Origin of the sequence: Methylococcus sp. ANG, from assembly GCF_040730495.1 — a bacterium.
Lineage (GTDB): Bacteria > Pseudomonadota > Gammaproteobacteria > Methylococcales > Methylococcaceae > Methylococcus.
This window is the reverse complement of the sequence record NZ_CP160399.1, coordinates 3,536,628-3,557,961: the sequence shown is the minus strand read 5'-3', so window position 1 is coordinate 3,557,961 and position 21,334 is coordinate 3,536,628. Positions and strand designations below refer to the sequence as shown.

Sequence of the window (21,334 nt, the reverse complement as noted above, 5' to 3'; positions counted from 1 at the left end):
TTTGCTACGGTTTCGCCGGGGAGGGATAGGCGGGGAGAGACCGCCCGGTCCCATGGCTCGCGGATCGTACCCTGGAACCAAGCGGCCTCTCCCTCATCCGGCCCTTCGGGCGAGCTTCGCTCGACCAAAACCGCTCCCGGCGTTCTTTGTCCCAGAGATGGAGCCGGCTACGGCATGTCGGGTTGCCAGGGATCGATCAGCGCAAGCTCCGCGATTTCCTGGAAGTCCCGGAGATTGCGGGTCGCCAGGGTCAAGCCGTGACGCAAAGCGATCGCGGCGATTTGTGCATCCTCGACCGTGATCGGCCGGCCAACGCGGGTGCGATGCGCTACCAGCATCGCGTAATGCCTGGCCGCGCCCGCATCAAAAGGCAAGACGGCGCCGGCAAAGTCTTCCGCGAACATGGCATCTGCCGCCGATGCGAGGGCAGCGCGACGCTTGCCGTCGGGTAACAGGGCGATGCCCAGTTCGATTTCGGCCTGGGTGATGGCACTGGTGAACAGATCGCTCCGGGATTGCCCATCCAGCCAGCCGAGGACGATTGCATCCGGCTTCGCTTTCATCAACTCCGATACGACATTGGTGTCCACCAAGATCATGGATCGTCCACGCCCGAAAAGTCCGGCGGCTGACGGGCCGCTGTCCGATCGGGGAGGGTAAGCTCCGCTCCGCCGATGGCGGCAAAGCGCCTGTGAATGCGGGTGCCCAGGCCGGTCTCGGCCGCGGACGCCTGCACCGCTTGCCTGAGGATTTGCCGCACTTCTTCTTCCATCGAGTGGCCGTGGCTGGCGGCGCGGAGACGTAAGCCGGCCTTGATGGCTTCATCGAGATTGCGGATGGTGAGCGTGGCCATGTCGAATGCCTTGTATTCAATGCAAGCATCGAAATCGTAAGGCTCTGGGAACGGGAGTGTCAAACGGCCCGCAATGGTGTATTCGCTTGGTTCAATGCCGCTCCAAACTCAAGGTGGCTTGCCGATTCCGCGTCCGCATACCCGACCCGCCGCGTGCCATCCAGTGGTCGACCGAGAGGACCCCGCCGCCGCGCGCCATCAGGTACAGCAGCACGGTCGCCCACACGCCGTGGGTGGGATAGGCGTCGGGATAGACGAACACCTGGATGACCAGGGTCATGAACAGCAAAGCCGCGGCGGAAAAGCGGGTCGCAAGGCCCAGCAGGAGCAGTACCGGGAACAGGTATTCGGCGAACGCGGCGAGCGGGGCGGCGAATTCCGGGCTCATGAACGGCAACCGGTATTCGTCGCGGAACAGGTTGACGGCCGATTCCGACGGCCGCGGCCAGGGGGCCGCTGGTCATCGACAAGGCCGCGCCGAGCGCCGTGGCGAGGGCAATGGTGGAAATGGCGTGTTGGGTGTGAGATTTGTTCGTCATTTTGCTACTCCTAACTTTTCAGGTTTCCAAGGGAAGCGACGGGGCGTGACCCCGCGCAGGGCCGGTTTACACCGGATTCTTGCGGTGCCCGAACCGGGCGCATGGCGCGTTTGGCTTGGCACCTTCACGGATTAGTCGCGGCTTAGGTCCGGCTCCTTACAGGAGACGGTTCAATCGCCCAAGGCCGCCATGATTTCCCGGATGCGTGCCTCGACATCGATCGGCAGATAGCCCGTGACGTCCAGGGCACGGTCCTCGTACACGGCCGCTCCGGGATGATCCTTCTGCCTGCGAGCCACCACCGCATGAAGGTATGGAAATGTCCGTGCTCGCCCGAATCGGGGCGATGGGCGTGGTAGTAATACTGGCAACGGCTCTCGTCGTCGAACACGTCGTCTTTCGGATAGTGATCGAGTTCGTAGAACGTGCCCTGATCGCGCAGCACCTCGCCGACGATGTTGAGCCCGCCCTTGCGCAGCACGCGGTAGCATTCCAGGATGCGCGCGCCGGCCTCGGCCATGGTTTCGAGGCGGGCCGGGTCCAGGCCCGCCGGATCGAAGCGGGGCAAGGCATCCGGCGTGTCGACTGCGAGTGAATTCGGTGTGTTTGCCATGGTCCGGAGAGTCATCGAGATGGCCGGCGGCCAACGTGCCGCCGGCCGCTTCGGTCCGGCTTATTTCGCGGCGCAGGGGTTTTTTGCCGCACAAGGGTTCTTTTGCGTCGACCGGGTTTTCGGTGCGCAGGGACTGCACATCATGGCGCAGCCGCCGGTTCCCAGGGTCAGGGTGAGCAGACCGGCGGAGAGCAGGGATTTTTTCGGGTTCATGGTCGAATCCTCCGTGGAAGAAAAGTTTAAGGTTGATGGCGGACGCCTCACCGAAGGGTCGGAAAAGCGTTATCCGTCGATTGGTCGGTGCAAGAAGCCATTCCTTACCGCCGGTCTCTCCACGCCTCCGAGCGGATATCGAAAACGCCGGATAATCCTGCCCGGCGCTCCGGGGACCGATCCGCTTTCCCACCCATCCGCTCAGATGGAGATGGTCAGCCGCGTCAGCCATTCGGGGGCCTGGGTCAGTACCCAGGCTTCAAGCGCCTTGTCGTAGCCGGTGACGATCAGCAGCCCCAGGATCAGGAGCAACGCGCCGAGCAGGGTTTTGCCGGTCTTGCCGGTGGCCGACAGCTTGCTCTTGAAGCGCAGCATGGCCCGATGGGACAGGGTCCCCAGCGCGATCAGCGGGAGTCCGGCGCCGATGCCGAACAGCGCCATGACCGCAGCGGCATGACCCAGGCTTTCGCCCTGACTGGCCAAGGTGATGGTGGCACCCAAGGTCGGGCCGACGCAGGGGCTCCACACCACGCCCAACAGCAGGCCGAGCAGGAACTGACCGGTCAGACTGTCGCCGGAGATACGTTCGAGCAGTGGTTGCCCGGCGCCGCTCAAACCCGAGGTCGCAGCCGCTCATCGAAGTCCACCCGCAGCAGTTGAATGCGGCGGTAGGGATTCTGTTCCAGCAGGCTCTGGACGATCGGCGCCTGCGCCCGGCAGGTCGGGCACCAGTCGGCATGGATCGACACCAGGATCGGCGTACCTTCCTTTTGGAGTCGTTCGAAAGCCGTTTGCGTGCACGGCTCGGCGCCGGCCCCGAGCGGGACGGCGAGAAGCAGGGACAGTAAAAAGTTACGGATCAAAAGAGACATGGGAGGTTCCTTGTGGGGTAATGGAGTCGAACGGAAGCCGCGAATGTGGCTACAACGATTTGTTTGTCGCCGAATGCAGCCAGTCCTTACATCTGGGTCGCTGGGCCGACCGCATCCACGGACTTGCAAGTGATCGAGGCGATTGAGCGACTAAGGGTCGTCAATCCCGGCGGCTTCGTCGGGATGAGGGCCACCCGAGGGCCCCGGCCGAAAACCACTCCCGCGACCAACACTCACGGAACAGAAGCGGCACCGAGCCGGGGCAAACGAATAACACCGTCAGCCGCGCTGACGGCACGAGGAGTAGCATCATGAACACGACACTTGCACTCACCCTGTTGGCCGCCGTGCTACTGCTGTGGGTCGGACACACCTACTGCTGGCAGCGACGCGCATTGCGCGGGCTCCCGTTGCGACCAAAACCCAGGAACCATCCCTCCATCACTGTAATTCGCCCGATCAAGGCCCTCGATACCGGTCTCGAAGCGAACGTCCGCGCCGCGCTGGACCACGGCTATCCCGGTCCGGTCGAAACGCTGTTCGTGTTCGACGACGAGCGGGAGCCGGCCTGGCCGGTGGTGGAAAAAGCCCTTGCCGAGCGCGGCCATGCGGACGACACTCGAGTGCTGTTCTGCGGCCGCCCCGCCGGGAATCGTACCGGCAAGCTCAATGCGATGATCGCCGGCTTGCGCAAAGCGCGGGGCGAGTTGGTCGCATTCGTGGATTCCGATGTGCGACAGGACCGTGACGCGCTGCGTACGCTGGTGGACACTTTACTGGGGACGGCCTGCGCCGGCGCGGCCTTTGCGCCGGTGGTTGCCACGGCACCGCCGCTGACCGTCGGTGATGCCGGTTACGCTCTGATGATCAACGGCTTGTACGAGCCGGCCGCGATCGCCGCCGCGGCAGACCGGGGTGGCGAGCTCCCGTTCATCATGGGGGAATTCATGGCCTTCAAACGCGAGGCGATCGCAGCCATCGGCGGCTTGGAGACTGCCGACGGGCAGCTGGTCGACGACATGTTCCTCGGCCACCGTCTGAACGAGTACGGCTACCGCAACGTGATGTCGTCGCATCCGGTCGCGATCATCCAGCAAGGCGCGTCGCTGCATGAATTCTTACCGATCCTCGTGCGCTGGCTCGCTTTCTCCCGCTCGGGTCTGCCGGTATTGGCGTTCAAGCTGCATCACTGGCTGGTCGGGGGCGCGTTCTGGGCTGGCCTGGCGATCGCGCTGGTGGCAGCGGGCCGCAGCCTGCCGCTGGTGGCGGTTCTGTCCGGCAGCGTGCCGATCGCGGTCGGTTGGATGATCCACGACCTGCATGTGCGCCTGGGCGGCGCGCCTTTGCCGTGGTCGCTGCGGTGGGTCGGATTCGCGCTTTGGCTGACGGCGCCGTTGATTTACGCCCGGGCACTCACCCGCACCGAGATCGATTGGCGCGGACGGCGCTATCGGCTCGACCCATGTGGCCGTCTGGATTGCACCCCGGCGACACTCGTACCCCGCGGAGGTCGATGATGGCCGCCGCGCGCTGGTTACTACTGTGTTCTGCCTTGGCCACACTCGGCGTGCCGGGGGCGGCTAGGGCGAGCGCGGGCTGCGCAGGCGCCGCGCTGGCCGTGCAGATCCTCGGTTCCGGCGGTCCGGCCGCCGAGCCGGGCCGCGCGTCCTCGGGCTACCTGCTGTGGCAGGGCGGCCGCTCGCGCGTGCTGGTGGACGCGGGCGGCGGCGTGTTCGTGCGCTTCGGCGAAGCCGGCGCGCGGATCGAGGATCTCGAGCTGATCGCGATCACGCACCTCCATGTCGACCACGTGGCCGACTTGCCGGCGATTCTGAAGACCGGGTTCTTCTCCGGCCGCAACCGCCCGTTGCCACTGGCGGGTCCCGACGGCAACGAGGTGATGCCCGCCATGGACGAGTTCGTCCGTATCCTGTTCGATCCGGCGAAGGGCGCTTTCCGTTATCTGTCGGGCTTCCTGGACGGCAGTGGTGGCTTGTTCCGGCTGGATGTCCACCCCGTTCCGTCCCGCAGCGGGACGCCGCGCACCGTCTTCGAGCATGCGGCCTTTCGCGTCGACGCCGTCGGCGTTCGGCACGGGCCACTGCCGGCACTCGCCTACCGCATCATCAGCGAAGGCAAGCGGATCGTCTTCAGCGGTGATCTAAACGGCGACAACCCGGCATTCGCACGTCTGGCCCGAGGTGCCGACGTGTTGGTGATGGATCACGCGGTCCCGGACGATGCCGATCCGGTCGCGCGCCGACTGCACGCGACGCCGCGGGAGATCGGCCGGATGGCCGGCGAAGCGGGGGTCAAGATGCTGCTGCTCAGCCATCGCATGGGCCGCACGCTGGGGCGGGAGGATGAAAGTCTGACGGCGATCCGACAGCACTACCAGGGCCCGGTGCGGTTCGCCGAGGACCTGCAGTGCGCTCGGATTCCACTGGCGAGCGATGAATCGATGCGATGACTGTTCGGCCCACGTCGTTTGACCGGGCAACCACTCCAAAGAACTGGATCGGCCTTCGATTCGGCGGGGACCGGTTCATTGCTGACGATGTCCGAAATGGCCACCCGGCCGCCGGGTCTTATCGCCCGGAATATCTCAGGGTCGCACTTTGTAGCGGGCAGGGCCGAATGGCGCCGGCAAGGTGTAAGGATGTCCTTCGGCCGACGACTAAGAGTAAGTAAACCCACGATGGTGGGGGGCGTGTCCTCGGAACGGGAGCCACGCGTGCATAAACGGGATAAGCGGGCCCGCGCCGCTGGCGGCAGCCCCGCCTTGATTTCCCGAATGAGTGAATTAGCCCGTGCGAACGCCTCGCGGCGGACGCACCTTACCGAGGATTGGTCATGATCACGATAATCGGGTGCGGTAAGCGCGCTGTCAGCCGGATACAGGCAGGATTCATCGCATCGGTGAGGGTCGTACCGCGGGCATCGAGGAATACGGGTAAGGCGGGTATCGGCGCCGCTGCCGTGCTCGCCCTCCCCCCGATGTTCATGTTCGCCGCCAGCACCAGCGTCCGCGCCGATCACGGCGGACTGGGCGTCGGTCTCGGTATCGCTTCACCTATCGTCACCGACAGCGCGATCACTTTGCCCGACGGTAAGTGGGTCGTGGGAGAACGAACACAGTGGGTTCAATTCAACCGCTTCTCGAACCCGCAGATGCTTCGAATCAAGAATGCCTTCGGCGACGGTCCGCGTGCCGATGTGCACAGCTTGACCGGCATCCTGAATCCAGCACTCTTTGCCGCGTACGGCGTCACCGATACGCTGAGCGTCGGCCTGCGGCTTCCGGCCGTGGCCCGATTCAACGTGCGCGCGCCCGCGGAGGACGGGGATCACGTCGACGTGCTCGGGGATGCCACCGGTTTCGGGGACATCACTGCGTTCGGGCAGTATCGATTCTGGCATACCAAGGACAATTCGACCCATGCCTCTCTCTTGTTCGGCCTCCAGATGCCTACGGGCATGGACCATGTGAAGACCAAACAGGGCGAGCCATTCGACCCCCATTTCCAGCCGGGGACCGGCGCCTGGAGCCCGTTTGTGGGGGCGGCCTTTACCCATGGGTTCGGTCAATGGTCGGTGGATACCAGCTATCAGTATCAATTCCAAGGCACCGGGGTGGCGGGCTCCGACCAGGGCGATGACTTTTTGTACAACGTCGCTGTTTCATATGCTTTGTCGGATAGCGCTCCGAACCCCTTGTACGCCGAAACCAACAGCGCCACGTGGGTGCTGGTGGCGGAAATCAATGGTGAGTGGCGTGCGAGTCAAAATACGCACGGGGTCGTCGATCCAAACACCGGTGGTAACACTATTTATTTGTCCCCGGGGTTTCGCTATGCCGGGGGGGCAAACTGGAATGTCTCATTCTCTTTCGGTGCACCGATTGTTCGCAACGAATATGGCCACCAGAACATACCCGATTACCGAATCGTCAACCGCATATCCATCACCTTCTAACGCGGGAGAACCCGGCCCCGATCCGGTCGGGAGTCTTTCCGGCGCAAGGGCGGCGGTCCCTCTGACGTTGAGCTTTGGGATCGTTCTGACTTTGTGCGCGTTGCTGGCTGCTTGCGCGACCGGTTCGCCCATTCCGGCGACCGGCGCCAGACCCCGGCCGGAAAAGCGCGGCCTGCCCATGTCTGCAACTTTCGACCAGCGAGGCGGGCTCTGGCGAGTCTCCATTTCGGACTCACTGGTCCTGATCGACCGGTCGTCGGATTTCGGCAAGACGTTTAGTGTTCCGACGGTCGTCAATCCAGACGGACAACGCCTGAAAGCACAATCGGAGGACCGGCCGTCGATTGCCGTTGATAGGGCCGGCAGGGTGCTGGTCACCTATCCGGCGGAAGGGCGTCAGGCGATGACCACCTATCTTGCGGTATCCGGGGACGGGGGGCGCCATTTCTCCGAACCCAAGCCCGTCAGCGAGCGCTGGGAGGAGGTGAAAGACTACCAGAGCAAGCTGGTGGTTGATGGCGATAGTCGCCCTTATGTCTACTGGCATGATGAACGCGACCGCCGAGACTATCGCGAGGTCGGTCTTCCGATGTATTACGCGCTCCTCGAATCTTCGGATACGCCGAATCTTGTCAATCGCAAGGTGGTGAACGATACCTGCGAATGCTGCCGGATCGCTGCCGCCTTCGAGCCGGATGGAACGCCGGTGGTCTTGAGTCGGATGATTTATCCGGGAGGAGTACGCGACCACGGCCTGATCCGCCGCGATGCTGGCGACTGGAAGACATGGCGCGTTACGTTCGATGATTGGAAGATCGATGCCTGTCCCGAGCACGGGCCGGCGTTGTCGATCGGTGACAGGGGCACTTACCATATCGTCTGGTTCACTCAGGGCGACAAACGGCAAGGGCTGTTCTACGCCCGGTCGCCGGACCGGGGCAGGACTTTCTCCGCGCCCGTCCCTGTCGGTAGCCGGGAAGACCTGGCCGGTCACGCCGATGTGGTCGCGGTCGGCCCTCGGGTGGTGCTGATTTGGCTGGAATTCGACGGCACCCGCCATAGGTTGCGCCTCAGATCGTCTGAAGACGACGGTGGCACATGGAGCGCCGACCGCACGGTTGCCGAAACGGTCGGGCCGGCTGACTATCCTCTGCTGCTCAATCATGGCGGTTCCTTGTTTGTGTCGTGGAACACGAAAAGCGACGGCTATCGATTGCTGCATCTGCCTTGAACACGGTCGGTACGTGCCGGCGGAAATGAGCCGCCCGTATTTGAAATTTTATAATAGGCCTTGCGAGAGAATTGCTATGTGGCGTTGTGCGCTCAGGTGGTTGACTTTGGCAGCCTTCGCAGCGATAGGCGTAAACCCCGCCTTGGCCGACACGCGCCAGTTCGTGTCAGGCAGTCTCGCCGAGATCGAAAAGGCCCAAAGGGGGCGTCCGTTCTTGCTGATCGTGTGGTCATTGGACTGCACGGCGTGCCTACGGGAGCTGGACATGCTGGCTGCGGAGGCCAAGCGCCATCCCGAAATGGCCTTGATTATGGTATCGACCGACGAACTATCTCGGCAGCCGGACGTGGAACGCATGCTCGCCAGACATGGCCTCGACCCGATGCAGTCTTGGATCTTCGCGGAAGATGACGCGCAGCGTCTGCGCCATGAGATCGACCGGGCCTGGTATGGCGAAATGCCGCGCGCCTATTTCTACGACCATCGGCATCAACGCGTCTCGCGGAGTGGCGCCCTCACCGCGGAGTATATCGACGCGTGGCTCGCCCGATCGAAGCCCAAGTTCGAATAGCCTGAACCGCTTGCTTCCCGTTGCCGGTTCGTCTCCCGCCAGCGCGAGACGCTGCGGGCCATGTCCGAGGACTGTTCCTGCAAATCCGGCCGCAGTCGGCGCGTCTCGCAGGTTTGGCGGCTTACCTCAAAAGCCTGCATGATCCAGGCAGGGCGATCCCGCTATATGGTGTCGCTAACCTATTGATTCGCTGACGACGACGGACTTGTAATCCTGTGTGATTTGTGACCCCCGAGAGCAAGAGTCTTCACGCTCCCGGAGTTTGGCTTCCCGCGAAGCAAAATGGTGGTCGGCAACGTGCAGATCGCCTAAAACCAAAATTTATCTTATTGATTTGTCGCTAAACATAGCGCGATCGCCCTTCTTACCCGGTTAGAAACGTAAAAAAAGGCTATGTCTGCGTTAACCGTTGAAAATTACTGGCTGACTTGCAACTCATTGAAATATCAAGTGATTGCAAAGCCATGAAAACCCCGAGGTGCGGGTTCCAGGACTTATCAACTGTTAACGCAGACATAGCCTAAAAAAAAACCGTGAGCCGGCCAGGACGCCGACCTGCCTCAGCCCTGTGGCGCCCCGAAGCACTTCGGAATTTTGATCCTGGCCACCGCCGACACCACCTCCGCCGCCGCCGAAATCAGGGCGAACAGCAAACCGCCGAGAAACGTCCGCCAAAACGGATGCATCTCCTGGACTGGGTCAAGGAAATTCATGGTTCCTCCGGACTCTTGTTACGTGCGGCCGCCACCGCGGGAAAACCATACGAGCAATACGATGTTTAGCAACAATCGCGCCAAGAAGAAAACCACCATAAAACCAGAGACATATATGAAGACGAACTTATAGCAGCGTCGTGATTTCACGCATCCGGTGCGTGTCTTCACTCACCACTCCATTCCGGATGGGAGGTACGGACGGGCCGCTTGTCTTTGCAAAATGAGGACGGACATTGGACACTGAAATGCAACGAAACCCTGTAAAAAGGGGCGCCGAAGCGCCCCATGAGAGGGTTGTCCGTTCCGGTTCACATGCACTTGCCCTGATCGGTGTGCCAGGTTTTCGGCAACCTGCATACGATGGCGACGACGGTCTGGGTGGCGCTGCCGCCCTGGCCGTCCTCGGCTTTCACCGTGAAAAAGAGATTCCTAACGAACTGGGGCGTCCCCCGCTTTCCGGGGGTCGCTGTAAGCAAACCCGTTTTTGAGTCAACACTGTAATCCGAAGCCTTGAGATTGTACGGCGGCGCGTTTGGAGCCGTCGGCACGGCCACGCTATAAGTCAAAGGCAAGCCCTTGTCGCTGACGGCGGTCACCTGATAGGTGTAGGTCTCGCCTTCCGTCACTCCCAGGACCGGCCGCGAAGTGATGGTCACGCCGGTGTCGGTCACGCAGGTGCCCCGTAGCGCCGGACCGTGATCATGACCTCCGGCTCCCCCGCCCGGGAAATTGCCGAACTCCCAGTGCTGGCCATCCGGACAGCGGAGGTTCATGGTGATGGTCTGTGTGGCGTAACCGCCCTTGCCGTCCTTGACCGTGATGGTATAGGGGAAGGCGAAGGGAGCCTGGCGGTAGCCGCCGAATGTGTCGATCGGCCAGTCGGTGGTCACCAGGCCCTGATCGCTGATGGTCATGGAACCCGGCTTGAGCCCCAGGCTATAGGTCAAGGGATCGCCATCCGGATCGCTGGCGATGACCTGATAGCTGTAGGGCTGGCCCATGACGGCGGTGGTCACGCCCGGCGTCGAGGTGATGACCGGATCGTGGTTGGGCTTATCGGGCACGAAGTCCGAGGCCACCCCGCACTGGCTGCCGGCGGGCGAGCCGATGCAGGAGGTCTCGATGCTGTGGCAGGTGTCGCAGCCGATCGGCGTGCCGGCGGCCACTTTCACGACCTTCGACTTGAACCCGGCCTTCTTCAGCTTCTTGCCGTCGAAGCCCCGGAAGTCGAATACCCGGTCCACCGGCGTCTTGGACAGACGGGTTCCCTTGTGGTCGTTGCCGTGGCAGGCCGCGCACTGGTCTTCGCCGTCTTTGCCGGGCTTTTTGGCGTAGTTGTTGTGCCAGCCGCCATAAGTCGTGCCGTCGGCGTTGGGTTTGTCGCCTTCACTCGATTTCCACCAATAGGGATCGTCGACCGGATGCAGGTTGTGCGGACCGCCCAGAATACCGGGTATGGGATCACCGCTGTACTGGCCGCCGTCCAAGTCCATCTCGTTCTTGAAGGCATCGGCGGTATGGCAGACGTTGCATTCGAGAATGTGGCCGGCATGGCCCTGTAACTGCATCGCCGTGACGTTGTCGTTGGCCTTGGGATCGCGGTTGGGCCAGACTTCGTGGGCGCCGCCGTGGCAGACCGCGCAGGCGACGTCGCCGTGGGTGTCGCGGCTGTTGCGGTAGAGCGGGCTGGACAAGCTGAGGATGCTGCTGCGCTCACCTGGGTTCGCAGCGGTATCCACCCAGTTCCGGTAGTAGACGTCCGTAGTCGGACTGGGCTGCACGGCAAACCTTAGCGACGGCGGTGTGCGCGGGGCCGCGGAGGGGTCTGATGCTTCGAAGGCCCGTTTCATCACCCCGGCGCTGTAGAACCCGTTGGTTCCGTCCTTGCCGCGGTTGGCGTTGCCGGTATGGCAGGAGCCGCAGTCCGGCTGCTCGTACCAAGGCACGCGAATGGCGAAGCCTTCCGGTCCCGGTTTGGGCTTGTTGTAAGTCTGGCCCACCGCCAGCATGTCGCCGTGGCAGTCGTAGCAGGTCACGCCCGCCGTGGACATCCGGTCGCGGTACAGCGGTTCGCGGTGACCGGCATGGCAGCGCAGGCAGTTTTGTTCCTGCGGCAAGGAATTGCCCTGCGCGTCCACGGTCGGGAACAGGGTATTCGGATTGGGGCCCTTGCTCGGATCCCAGCGCAGCGGCCGGCCGTCGGTACCCCGCAAGATTTTGCCGGGATCGTTCGGATCGCGTTGCAACACCGCATGGAAGTGGTGCATGGTGGGCGTGTAGTCGGGATAAAAGTGATCGTCTCCATAACGATTCCCGAGAAATTTAATGACGGGCCGCGCTCTCAGTTCCGCTTCCACCATGGAGTGATGGCACAGAGTACAGGTATCCGGCCTGTCGAAATTGTGGGCGCCGTTCGACAGCCCCAAATGCCCATCCATATGTTCGATGAGATATAAAGCATCGTACCAGTCGTGGAGACTGGAAGCGTTCTTCACGGCGGCGTATTCCTGATCGAACAGGTTCTGGCTCGGCTGGCCATTACGGTCGACAGCGTCGTAGAACGTAGGTGGCGCAAATGTGTCGCTGCAGTAGGTACGCGCCGGCGGGCACGCCGGGTATTCCCAGGTGGAATGAAAGGCTTGGCTGTATTGCGACCAATCCAGCCGATCGTTCGCGGCGATCTTGCCCTTGGCATGGCATTCCCGGCAGTGGAAATCTTTGCCGGTGCTCAACACCGCGTCGGTGGCGGCCAGGGACTGGCCGGTGTTCTTGTCGACGGCTTCCGCCCTCATCAGAGGGAACGGGTTGGCCCGCCCGCCGTCATCGACGTCGGTCACGGGAATGAAGCGGGCGGTATGTCGACGCTGCTCCTCGAAATAGGCAGTGAAGTCCTGCTGGGCATTGGCGGCATAGGGTTGATCACGTCCAGGCATATAGCGGCCATGATCGTCGGCGTAAACCGCCGGCGGTGTTCCTCCCCAAAAGAAATAACCTTTGGCAAATGGCGGCTTTCCAACGATCAAACCTTCATCGGGAGCGACCGGCGTCGTTGCTCCCACAATCCAATCCAGCCAGTTGAGGCTGGCATAGGAAGGCGCCAACGGCTCGGAGGCCGGGCGCACCAGAAATTCCCACTGGTCGGTTTTCTGGATCGTCGCCTCCGCTAGCGGAGCTGGCTTGCGGATATCGCTGGCAAGCGGCCAGTTCTGGCTGGTGGCGTTGATGGAATCGGCACCCACCGGGTCGTCCGGATTGCTGGCCGCCGAGTACTTCATCTGCACGTCCTGCCCGGTCAATTGCACGGGCAGGCGGTCCTTCCGGTAAACCTGAGCGTTGAGGCTGGTGAAAGGTCCCAGGGGCGCGGCGACATACAAGCTGGGGGTATAACGGGCGTCGCCGGCGTTCTGGAAAGTCAGGTCGGGAAACGGCAACACCACCACCTCGCCCTTGTTCCCCGCCAACTGGCTGCCGAACCTGGGCGCGCTGTCCTGGGCCTGCTTCGCCAGCGCCGAGACGTCGGGCAGGTTGGCCGGCGGGTTGCCGACGTGCACCATGACGCTGTCTTCGCAGTAGCGGTTTTTCCGGTCCCAGGCGGTGAAGCGCACTTTGTAGCTGGCGTTGTCGCGCACAAACTGGACGGTGGTGGTTTCGGTGTCGGGTCGCTTGTAGGCGGTGGGGTGGGTGTTGGGCATGGGCTCGCCCATGCTTCCGCCGGCGAAGTCCCATTCGAGCTTGAGGGGCTGGGCTTCGGGGTCGTTGAGGCTGGCCGTACCGGCGAAGCTGACGTCGGTGTTGGCGCCGACGTGGATTTCCTGAGCCGGGGTGAGGATCTGGCAGGCCGGGGCTTTCCTGCAGTCGGCGGGGCTGCCTTTGACGGCCTTGACGGCTTCCGTGCCGCCGGCCTGAACCCGCACGGCGCACGGGACGGCGGCGAGGCTGCCGCGATCGAGCTTCAGGACGAAGGAGGGACCGGGGCTCGAGCCCAGCAGGCGGCCGGCGAGGTCGTGGATTTCGATGGGGCCGGCGGCGTTCTTGGCGCTGCCTTTCACCACCAGCATCCCGGTCTTGTCCGACCAGGCCGCCTTGGCGATCTTGAGCTTGGCGGCGGCGAGCCCATATTCCGGGGCCAGCGCCGCGATGAGTGCGAACATGAGGGTTGCGACAAGCTGCCGTGTCAACGATATGGCCGGCGGCGCATGGCTTGCGATCTGCATGGTTCCTCCTTCTTCTTGGTTCTTATCGCCCGGACGGCGGTGTCTTCCGGTCCCAATGAATCCAAGGCTCTTCAATGCAGCACTCGAGCCAAGAAAAAAAACCGTTACAGAACATAACGATAAATGTCGTCGAGGAAATATCGCCAGGGAAATTCGCGTGGTTTCACACGACTCCGTGGCATATCGCGCACGGCGCCAACCGGCGGAAGCGGGCAGGCGGCGGAATGCCGGCCCCGCCCTAACGCCGCATGAGCCTGAACTCCATCGTCAGCATCGCCCGTTGCTCCACGGCCCGGCCGTCCTTGAAAGCCGGCTTGAAACGCCAGTGCCGGATCGCTTCGAGCGCGGCCTCGTCGAACGTGTGCCGGGGGCTGGCATCCACGACTCGGGCGTCGCCGAGGAGGCCTGTCGCCGTCACTGTCACTTCGAGCCGGACCCAGCCTTCTATTCCCCTGCGGCGGGCCGCGGCCGGATATTTAGGCACGACCCGGAATATGACGGTCAACGGATTGTTGCCGGCCCCGCCTTCGCCTTCCGCGCCGCGGTCCAAATCTCCAGCGCCTGCCGGCTTCTTCCCGGGATTCCACTGTGCCGGAGGCGCCGTCAGCCGCGAATCGCCCCCCGGAACGGCCGGGAATTCCGCGCCGGTTCCCCGCGCGGGAATATCCAGCCGGGGAGCGGCCACGCCGGGAGTTTTCGTCTCCCGCTTCGAACCGGGAGATTCTTTGCTGCGGGACAAACGCTGCGCCGATGGCGTGGAGGACTTCGCGGAATCGGACCGCGCGTCTGACGGCCTGCTCTCGGTGGGCGGTTCGATCCCGGTCTTCCGTGTCTGCGGCGGTGGCGGCCTGGACTCGGCGGGTTTGGGAGGGAGCCGGACGAAGTCCACGGGCACCGGCTGCGGCTCGGACTCTCCGATAAAGTCTTGCCGGCGGACCAGCGCGGCGATCAACAGGAGCAAGGCCAGATTGACGACCAGCGCGCCGACGCAGCGTCCCGACAGCGCCCGAAACGCGCGGAGCGGTGCGCTGAGACCCGCTGCGTTCACGGGGTGTCGGGGGAGGAACTGGCCGCCACCGAAATATTGGTGAAGCCGGCCAACCGGAGCTGGTCCATGACCTTCACCAGCAGCCCCGTCGTCGTGCGGCTGTCGGCCAGGATGATGGCCGAGCGCGCGGGGTTGCCGAGCCCCAAACCTTCGAGGCGGGCACGCAACAGGCGGACGTCCACCGAGACGTTGTTGAGCCAGACCTGTTCGTCCGCGCTGATCGTGACGACGACTTCGACGTTGCGCGGGAGCGTCGCCGTCGCGGCCTTGGGGCGCTGCACCGCAATGGACGACTCGCGGATGAAGGAGGTCGTCACCAGGAAGAAGATCAGCAGGATGAACACCATGTCGATCAGGGGCGTGAGATTGATGGCGTCGGCGCTGTCTTCGGCGCCGCCGGTCCGCGACCTGAACAAACCGCGCCTTTTCATGGCGCCCGGCTCCCGGCCATGGCCCGCTCGCCCGCCTCCGCCCGCCGGTTCAGGTCGTAACCCGCGCCCACGCCGGAGAGCCCCATGACCAGGCCGGTCAGCGTCGTGATCAATGCCTGGGACACGCCGCGGGCGACGATGCGGGTCTCGGCGGTGCCGAACACCCGGATCAGGTCGAAAGTCTCCACGATGCCGGTGACCGTTCCCAGCAGGCCCAGCATGGGAAGGATCCCGGACAAGGTCCTGATGAGGCGGAGGTGGCGCCACAACGCGATGCGGACCTCGGCGGTCTCCACGGCCGAACGGTGTCTCCCCCGCGCCTTGGGCAAGGTATGGAGGAAATACCAGTAGCGGTCCAGGATCAGTCCCCACAGCAGCAGCGAAACACCCAGCAGCGGCCACATCACCGGACCGCCCGAGGCCATCAGCTCCTGGATGCCCTGAGCCGCGGCCAGCATGGCGTCCGCCAGAGATCGAAACCCGAGCGCCGCCATCTTGCCGTCACCGGTCGGGGGTTTGCGGCCCGCCGGCTGCCGGAACCGCTCCGTTCCCCCGGCTTGCGGTTTGCCTGCGTTCGAGGCGCCCGGACAGGGCGGCGGCAGCATGCGCCTCCAGCATCGTGCCGAGCGCCTGGCTCTTGCCCGCCAGCAGGCTGTGCAGCAACAGGACCGGTATGGCGGTCACCAGGCCTTCGACGGTGGTCACCAGCGCCTCGGAGATCCCGCCCGACATCAGTTTCGGGTCCCCCGAACCGTGCAGGGCTATGGCTTGAAATGTCTTGATCATGCCGGTCACCGTGCCGAGCAGCCCCAGCATGGGCGCGATGGCCGCGACCAGTTTCAGGAGCCCCAGGGCACGCTCCAAACGCATACGCTCGCCGGCCAAGGCTTCCTCCACCGTCAGGTAAAGCGCTTCCTCGTCATCGGTCTTCGTTTGCTCCAGCCGGGCGAGCACCCGGCCCAGGGGATTGTCGGGCCGCGCTTCGAACGATTCCAACTGCCGCCGGATGCGCTGCCCCACCAGCGACAGTTCGGCGAAACGGTAGCCGCTGAGGAACAGCGCGAACACGGCCAGAGCCAGAATGAGGTAACCGACCGCGCCACCCTGGGCGATGCGCTCCCGCAGCTCCGGTATCTGCACCAGCAGTTGCAAGGTCTGGCCGCCGGAGGGGTCGATGGCGACCGGCGCCAGCGATTTCGCGTCCGCCTGGGCGAAGCGTCGCGCCAGATCGACGAGGGCCGAAGACGGCTGGCGCGCCAGCTCCACCAGCCTGCCGACCTCGGGAGCGTAAACCAGATAGTGGCCGTCGGCGAGAAGACTGAAACCGCCGAGCCGGAGCACCTCCCGCTCCGCCATCCGCCCATCCGGGGCATAGACCGGGGCCCGGAAGGTCGAAACGCGTCCGAGGGCGTCCAACTGGGTCCGCAAGCTGGCGAACAGGTCCTCCAGTTCGTTCGCGGCGGGCAGGTGCTCGGGATCGGCCAGCCGATCGAGGAGTCTCCGCTGTCCGGGTCCGTCACCGGCCAGGCAATTCTGCTCGTAGAAGAGCTTGAGATTCGCCGCGCTTTCCCGAATCGCGAGGAACAGCGCTTCGTGTGCGGCGAGCGCGGCGGTCAACGCCGCATCGGGGGCGGCCCCGAGGGACGGCTCCGGCGAAGGCGCCGGAAAGCCGGGCCGGGCCGCCGCGACGAGCGCGACCCAAACGGCGGCGCAGGCCAGGCTCCGGAAGCTGGAAAGCCCCTTCATGGCGATCTCGGCCCCGGCAGGGGCAAGGGGAGGAGCTGCGGGGGTTCCAGCTTGCGGGCGGCGCGCAGCCCGAGCGCGATTGCGCGGTTGTATTCGGGGGAGAGCCTGCGCCATTGCTTCTCGCGGTCGCGCCAGATGCCCGACTCGCGGCCGTCCAGGGTCTGGTAATACAGCGCCAGGCGGCCGATGCTCAGGAAATCCACCAAGCGTTCGCCGTCCTCCGTCCGCAGCAGGTCACGGTATGCCTCCACGGTTTTCCCATAGTCGAGCTCCGCCCGGTAAGCCTCCAGAACGCGGCGGTATTTCTCGGCGACGTCGACATTGGGCTCGCCCAGCAGCTTTTCCAGCCGGGCGATGCGGCTTCTCCGCTCGGTCAGCGAAAACGGCGGGCCATTCTCGATTCCCTGCCTCAATGCGGCAACCGCGCCATCCAAGAGCGCGGGAACCGCCGACTCGGAGAGCAGCGGAGCTGAATCGAGACGGGCGAGCGCTTCGAGCTGCCGCCCTTTGTCGGCAACGTCCGCAGACGGCGCCGGATCCTCCGGGCGCCGGTCGGCAGCCGGCGAAACGGCCGGCAGGCCCAAGGAAGATCCGAGGGCGAGCAAGACGCCGGCGAGAAAAGGCCGGGAGAAACCGATGCCCGCGGATCGAACGGGAGAGCCCCGGCCATTGCGCCGCCGCGCGACGGCCACGCGGGTTGATTCCAGCAGGTTCATGGCCACCTCGCCCTGTTTGTATCACTCAACGTGAAAGTCGCAGCAACCTTGCTCACCCTCTCCCTCCGGGCCGGGGTGAGGGGCCGGACCGGCCAGGGCGGCTTGCATCGCGGTCCAGACCTCCCAGGTCAACCTGCCGACATGACGGTAGCGGACGATGTTGCCGCCGTCCACCGCATAGGTCTCGGGCGCCCCCATGACCTGGAACTCCGAACCGAGGGTACCGCGTTCGTCGAACAGGACCGCGGCGTAGGGATCGCCGAGGCGGTCCAGCCAGTCCAGCGCCGCTTCCCGCCGATCCACATAGTCGATGCCGTAGATCGTGACGCCGGCGTTGCGGGCGAGGTCCAGCAGCAGCGCGTGCTCATCGCGGCATGCGGCGCACCAGCTTGCCCAGAAGTTGACCAGCGCGGGTCCCTTGATTTCCTTGTCCGAGATCACCCTGGAGGGATCGCGCAGCGCGGGCAGTTCGAACGCCGGCAAGGGCTTGCCCAGCAGCGGTGAGGGGAGCGTATTGGGATCGAGGTTCATGCCCTGGAAAAACAGGAAGCCCAGAATGGAAAAGATCAGCAGCGGAAGAAGGAGAAAGAGACGGGGCATGTCCGGGCTCATTAACGTGAAAGTCGCTCAACCTTGCTCACCCTTTGGGAGAGGGCCGGAGATGAGGGGAACGATCATGGCGAGCGGTTGCTTTCATCATCCAGGGCAGCTGGTCGCCATGATCGTTAGCGTATGACACGAGTCGGCGCAATTCGTGGACTGTAGCCCACTCCGGTAGGCGCCGGGCGTCGATTCATTCCAAATAATCCACACCACCGTTACGGGCGCGCCTGGCGTCGTGATAGTACTTGTACTTCACCAGGGTCCCGAGGCCGTGACAATCGACGCAGAACACCTTGTCGGCATCCTTCGCCCGGAGGAACGCGTCGCGGTTGCTGCCTTCCAGGTTTTCCCTGTTGGCGGACAGTGCGATCGTCCCGTCCTTGCCGGGCGGCGGGATCCTGTCGGCATCCCAGACGTGCGGTTCATGGCAGGTGATGCAGGCGATGCCGCCGAAGTCCTCGGGCTCTTCCTTGGCGCCCAGCAGCGGCAGGACCTTCTGGTCGGAGCGCAGCACCAGATCCTTTCGCGGGTGGCTGAAATGATGGACCACCTTCTTCTCGCCGATCCCGCCCTTCCGGTGGCAGTTCAGGCACAGTCCATCCCGCTTGAAAGGCGTCTCGTCCATCACCGGGCCGGGCTGCGGCTCCACCTTCCTCGCCGCGAACAGGAAGCGGCGGTCGCCCTTGCCGCGGTGCAGGGTATGGCAGCTTCCGCAGACGCCGGTTTCGGACGGCAGCTTGCCCAGGGCGTTCTTCTCGTCCTTGGCGGTGATGCGCAGGTCGTGATCGGTGCCCACGACGGTCTGCTTCTGTTTGTGGCAATGGCTGCACAGCTCGCCGTCGCGGTCCGTCTCCACCAGGGCGGCGGTATGGGGTTTGCCGCCGTGCACGGAGTGGCAACTGAGGCAGCCCACTGTCCTGACTTCCTTGCCGCCGATCCGCACCGGCTCGTCCAGCTCGGCGTTGACCGGATGCACGCCCTTCTTCCTGGCGTCCTTCTCGTCCTCGGCGTGCTGGCGTTCGTGGCAGTTCTTGCACAGGCTTTCCGCGTTCGCGACCCCTTCGGGCAGAAGCGGGGTCCGCGCGCCGCCGTCGTGGACGCGGTGGCAGGTCTGACAGCCGACCTCGGTGATTTCCGGCTTGCCTTTCCACAACACGGGCCTTGCGCCGGACTCGTCCGGTTCGCGCTTGACGTTGACGGGGTGGACGCCCTTCTCGTGGGCCTCCTCCTTGCTCTTGGTGAACTGGCGCCGATGGCAGGCGGCGCACAGCTCGCCCTTGGCGGTTTCCAGGACCGTGGTCTTGCCGTCGCCGTGACCGCCGTGGACCTGGTGACAGGTCTGGCAGATCAGTTCCTCGTGATCGCCGAGCGCCGCGCCTCCGGCGGTCAGGCGCTCCGGCAGCCCTTTGCGCAATTCGGTCTCGGAAGGGTAGCCCTTCGCCTCCGGATGCGGCGGCGGCACGAAGCGTATCCCCAAGGGATGGTTGAGGCCCTTGGGGCCTTTCTTCCCTTCGGCGGACCCGGGCTGCACCGGCGCGTCGAGGCGAGCGCCCTTGACCTTGGATTCGTGGCAGCGCTCGCACAGATCGCCGCCCCGGTTCGGTATTCGCAGCCAGGCGTTGCCGTGGGCCGGATACAGCGTCTGCGCCTTTTCCGCGTCGGTATGCGGGGTATGGCAGGAGGTGCAGAGCAGCTGCTTGTCCCGGGTGACCGGAAACTTGTCGGGAAGCTTGTCCTTGCGCGGCTCGAGTCCCGCATGGCGTTTTTTCTCCTTGGGGCTTTCGTAAACCGTGGGATGCTGCGCGCCCCGATGGATGGCCAGGCGCGAATCCATGACCGCGCCGTTGTGGCAACTGTAGCACATGCGGTAGGAGGCCTCCGGCAGCGCTCCTTCCGCATCGGCGGCGCGGACCTCTGGCGGCGCATCGCCGGCCCAGGACAGATGGCACAGCAGGCAATTCTTTTGCGACAGCTCGGTGCGCACGCCGCTTTCCTCGGCTGACGCGGCACGCTCGGGATAGCTCACCCGGTAGCGCCACACCCGGCTGGCGCCGGTTTCGGCGACGTAAAGCCGGCCGTCGCGGAAATGGAGGCCGGTGGGCGAATCCAGCTTGACCGGCTGGCCGTCCGGCGTCCGCAGCAGTCCCAGGAACTCGCCCTTGCGGAACACCGAGATGGTCCCGAAATAGCCGTCGCTGACGAAAAACGCGTCCTGCTCCCGGTCGATGGCGAGGCCGTTGGGGCGGAACAGTTCGCCTTCGTCGAGGCCGAACCGGCCGATCTGGGAAAACGCGCGCCCGCTCTTGTCGAACACCTGGACGCGGGCATTGACGACGTCCACGACGTTGAAATAACCGTCGCGGTCCTGAGCGATCTGGAACGGGTATTGGAACTGCCCCGGCTCTTCCCCGCGCCCGCCGAAACAGCCCAAGTCCCGGCCGTCCGCCAGCCGGGTCCGGCACACGCGGTGGCTGCGCCGGTCGGCCCAGAAGGCGATGCCGTCCTGCACGCTGACGGCCACCGGCTCCGGCGGCAGCCTCGGCGGGGGGCTGGTTTGCGGCGACGCTTCCGGCTTCGGCGAGGGCTCCGGCAAGGACTCGCTGGGCAGGTCCAGCGTCTTTTGCAACGTGCCGTCGGGGCGGAACAGCACCAGCCGGTGATGTCCGGTATTGGCGACCGCCAGCCCTTCCTCGGAGAGAGCGAAGTCCATCGGCAGCTTCAGCAGCTCAGCGCCGCCGAGGGTTCGAAGGATTCCCCCGTCCGGCGTGAGCACCACGATCCGGTGGTGGGCGCCGTCGAGCACGTAGACCCGGCCCGCGCCATCCGCGGCCACGGACGAAGGCTGCTCGAAGCCGGCCTCGTACCTGACCGGATCGGACGCCACCACCGCCTGGAGGGCACCGGCCGCTGCCGGCCACAGCCCGATCAGGCCGGCGGCGATCGCGGCGGCACAGCGCAGCACGAGTGCTCCCGCAAGATTGTTCGCCATGATC

21 protein-coding genes are annotated in these 21,334 nt (G+C 64.5%); 5 read left to right on the top strand and 16 right to left on the bottom strand.

The window, feature by feature from the left end; all coding sequences use genetic code 11:
* Positions 1 to 167 precede the first annotated feature (167 nt).
* The 7 genes from ABZN20_RS17335 to ABZN20_RS17305 all read right to left on the bottom strand — a co-directional run bounded on the left by ABZN20_RS17335 (position 168) and on the right by ABZN20_RS17305 (position 3,090).
* Entirely contained in the window at positions 168 to 599 is a 432-nt protein-coding gene (locus ABZN20_RS17335) for a type II toxin-antitoxin system VapC family toxin (RefSeq protein WP_367026081.1), read from the bottom strand.
* On the bottom strand, positions 596 to 853 hold the full coding sequence (locus ABZN20_RS17330; protein WP_367026080.1) for a FitA-like ribbon-helix-helix domain-containing protein: 258 nt from the start codon (positions 851 to 853) through the stop codon (positions 596 to 598). The genes ABZN20_RS17335 and ABZN20_RS17330 overlap by 4 nt, the downstream gene beginning before the upstream one ends.
* A 91-nt stretch (positions 854 to 944) precedes the next feature.
* Positions 945 to 1,241, bottom strand: a complete 297-nt coding sequence (locus ABZN20_RS17325) for a DoxX family protein (protein ID WP_367026079.1) — start codon at positions 1,239 to 1,241, stop codon at positions 945 to 947.
* A 293-nt stretch (positions 1,242 to 1,534) separates the two neighbouring features.
* Positions 1,535 to 2,005: a DUF6969 family protein gene (locus tag ABZN20_RS17320; protein ID WP_367026078.1), complete on the bottom strand. Its 471-nt coding sequence runs from the start codon at positions 2,003 to 2,005 to the stop codon at positions 1,535 to 1,537.
* 60 nt (positions 2,006 to 2,065) lie between these two features.
* Entirely contained in the window at positions 2,066 to 2,218 is a 153-nt protein-coding gene (locus ABZN20_RS17315; protein ID WP_367026077.1) for a hypothetical protein, read from the bottom strand.
* A 201-nt stretch (positions 2,219 to 2,419) separates the two neighbouring features.
* Positions 2,420 to 2,833 carry a cytochrome c biogenesis CcdA family protein gene (locus ABZN20_RS17310; RefSeq protein ID WP_367026076.1) on the bottom strand — a complete coding sequence of 138 codons (414 nt, stop codon included), beginning with the start codon at positions 2,831 to 2,833 and terminating at the stop codon, positions 2,420 to 2,422.
* Complete coding sequence (locus ABZN20_RS17305) at positions 2,830 to 3,090, bottom strand: thioredoxin family protein (RefSeq protein WP_367026075.1); 261 nt, start codon at positions 3,088 to 3,090, stop codon at positions 2,830 to 2,832. The genes ABZN20_RS17310 and ABZN20_RS17305 overlap by 4 nt, the downstream gene beginning before the upstream one ends.
* Positions 3,091 to 3,401: 311 nt before the next feature.
* Between ABZN20_RS17305 and ABZN20_RS17300 the strand changes: the two genes are divergently transcribed.
* From ABZN20_RS17300 to ABZN20_RS17280, 5 genes are all read left to right on the top strand, one after another.
* On the top strand, positions 3,402 to 4,607 hold the full coding sequence (locus ABZN20_RS17300; RefSeq protein WP_367026074.1) for a glycosyltransferase: 1,206 nt from the start codon (positions 3,402 to 3,404) through the stop codon (positions 4,605 to 4,607).
* Positions 4,604 to 5,560, top strand: a complete 957-nt coding sequence (locus ABZN20_RS17295; protein ID WP_367026073.1) for an MBL fold metallo-hydrolase — start codon at positions 4,604 to 4,606, stop codon at positions 5,558 to 5,560. The genes ABZN20_RS17300 and ABZN20_RS17295 overlap by 4 nt, the downstream gene beginning before the upstream one ends.
* Positions 5,561 to 5,943: 383 nt before the next feature.
* Entirely contained in the window at positions 5,944 to 7,065 is a 1,122-nt protein-coding gene (locus tag ABZN20_RS17290) for a transporter (RefSeq protein ID WP_218805669.1), read from the top strand.
* A gap of 178 nt (positions 7,066 to 7,243) precedes the next feature.
* Positions 7,244 to 8,296, top strand: coding sequence for a sialidase family protein (locus ABZN20_RS17285; RefSeq protein ID WP_367026072.1), 1,053 nt, complete (start codon positions 7,244 to 7,246; stop codon positions 8,294 to 8,296).
* Between the two features lie 142 nt (positions 8,297 to 8,438).
* Positions 8,439 to 8,867, top strand: coding sequence for a TlpA family protein disulfide reductase (locus tag ABZN20_RS17280; protein ID WP_367026071.1), 429 nt, complete (start codon positions 8,439 to 8,441; stop codon positions 8,865 to 8,867).
* Positions 8,868 to 9,427: 560 nt separating this feature from the next.
* Here the strand turns inward: ABZN20_RS17280 and ABZN20_RS17275 are convergent.
* The 9 genes from ABZN20_RS17275 to ABZN20_RS17235 form a co-directional block, all read right to left on the bottom strand.
* Positions 9,428 to 9,580: a hypothetical protein gene (locus ABZN20_RS17275; protein WP_367026070.1), complete on the bottom strand. Its 153-nt coding sequence runs from the start codon at positions 9,578 to 9,580 to the stop codon at positions 9,428 to 9,430.
* A 311-nt stretch (positions 9,581 to 9,891) separates the two neighbouring features.
* Positions 9,892 to 13,797, bottom strand: coding sequence for an Ig domain-containing protein (locus ABZN20_RS17270; RefSeq protein ID WP_367026069.1), 3,906 nt, complete (start codon positions 13,795 to 13,797; stop codon positions 9,892 to 9,894).
* Between the two features lie 238 nt (positions 13,798 to 14,035).
* Positions 14,036 to 14,845: an energy transducer TonB gene (locus tag ABZN20_RS17265; protein WP_218805664.1), complete on the bottom strand. Its 810-nt coding sequence runs from the start codon at positions 14,843 to 14,845 to the stop codon at positions 14,036 to 14,038.
* Complete coding sequence (locus tag ABZN20_RS17260; protein WP_218805663.1) at positions 14,842 to 15,276, bottom strand: ExbD/TolR family protein; 435 nt, start codon at positions 15,274 to 15,276, stop codon at positions 14,842 to 14,844. Before ABZN20_RS17260 ends, ABZN20_RS17265 begins: the two co-directional genes overlap by 4 nt.
* Positions 15,273 to 15,770, bottom strand: coding sequence for a MotA/TolQ/ExbB proton channel family protein (locus tag ABZN20_RS17255; protein WP_218805662.1), 498 nt, complete (start codon positions 15,768 to 15,770; stop codon positions 15,273 to 15,275). Before ABZN20_RS17255 ends, ABZN20_RS17260 begins: the two co-directional genes overlap by 4 nt.
* A 7-nt stretch (positions 15,771 to 15,777) precedes the next feature.
* Positions 15,778 to 17,022, bottom strand: a complete 1,245-nt coding sequence (locus ABZN20_RS17250; RefSeq protein ID WP_218805661.1) for a MotA/TolQ/ExbB proton channel family protein — start codon at positions 17,020 to 17,022, stop codon at positions 15,778 to 15,780.
* Positions 17,019 to 17,738 carry a DUF3450 domain-containing protein gene (locus tag ABZN20_RS17245; protein WP_218805660.1) on the bottom strand — a complete coding sequence of 240 codons (720 nt, stop codon included), beginning with the start codon at positions 17,736 to 17,738 and terminating at the stop codon, positions 17,019 to 17,021. The genes ABZN20_RS17250 and ABZN20_RS17245 overlap by 4 nt, the downstream gene beginning before the upstream one ends.
* Before the next feature lie 21 nt (positions 17,739 to 17,759).
* A complete protein-coding gene (locus ABZN20_RS17240; protein ID WP_218805659.1) occupies positions 17,760 to 18,338 on the bottom strand; it encodes a DsbE family thiol:disulfide interchange protein in 579 nt (192 codons plus the stop codon).
* 193 nt (positions 18,339 to 18,531) lie between these two features.
* Positions 18,532 to 21,330, bottom strand: coding sequence for a cytochrome c3 family protein (locus ABZN20_RS17235; RefSeq protein ID WP_367026068.1), 2,799 nt, complete (start codon positions 21,328 to 21,330; stop codon positions 18,532 to 18,534).
* Positions 21,331 to 21,334: the final 4 nt, after the last annotated feature.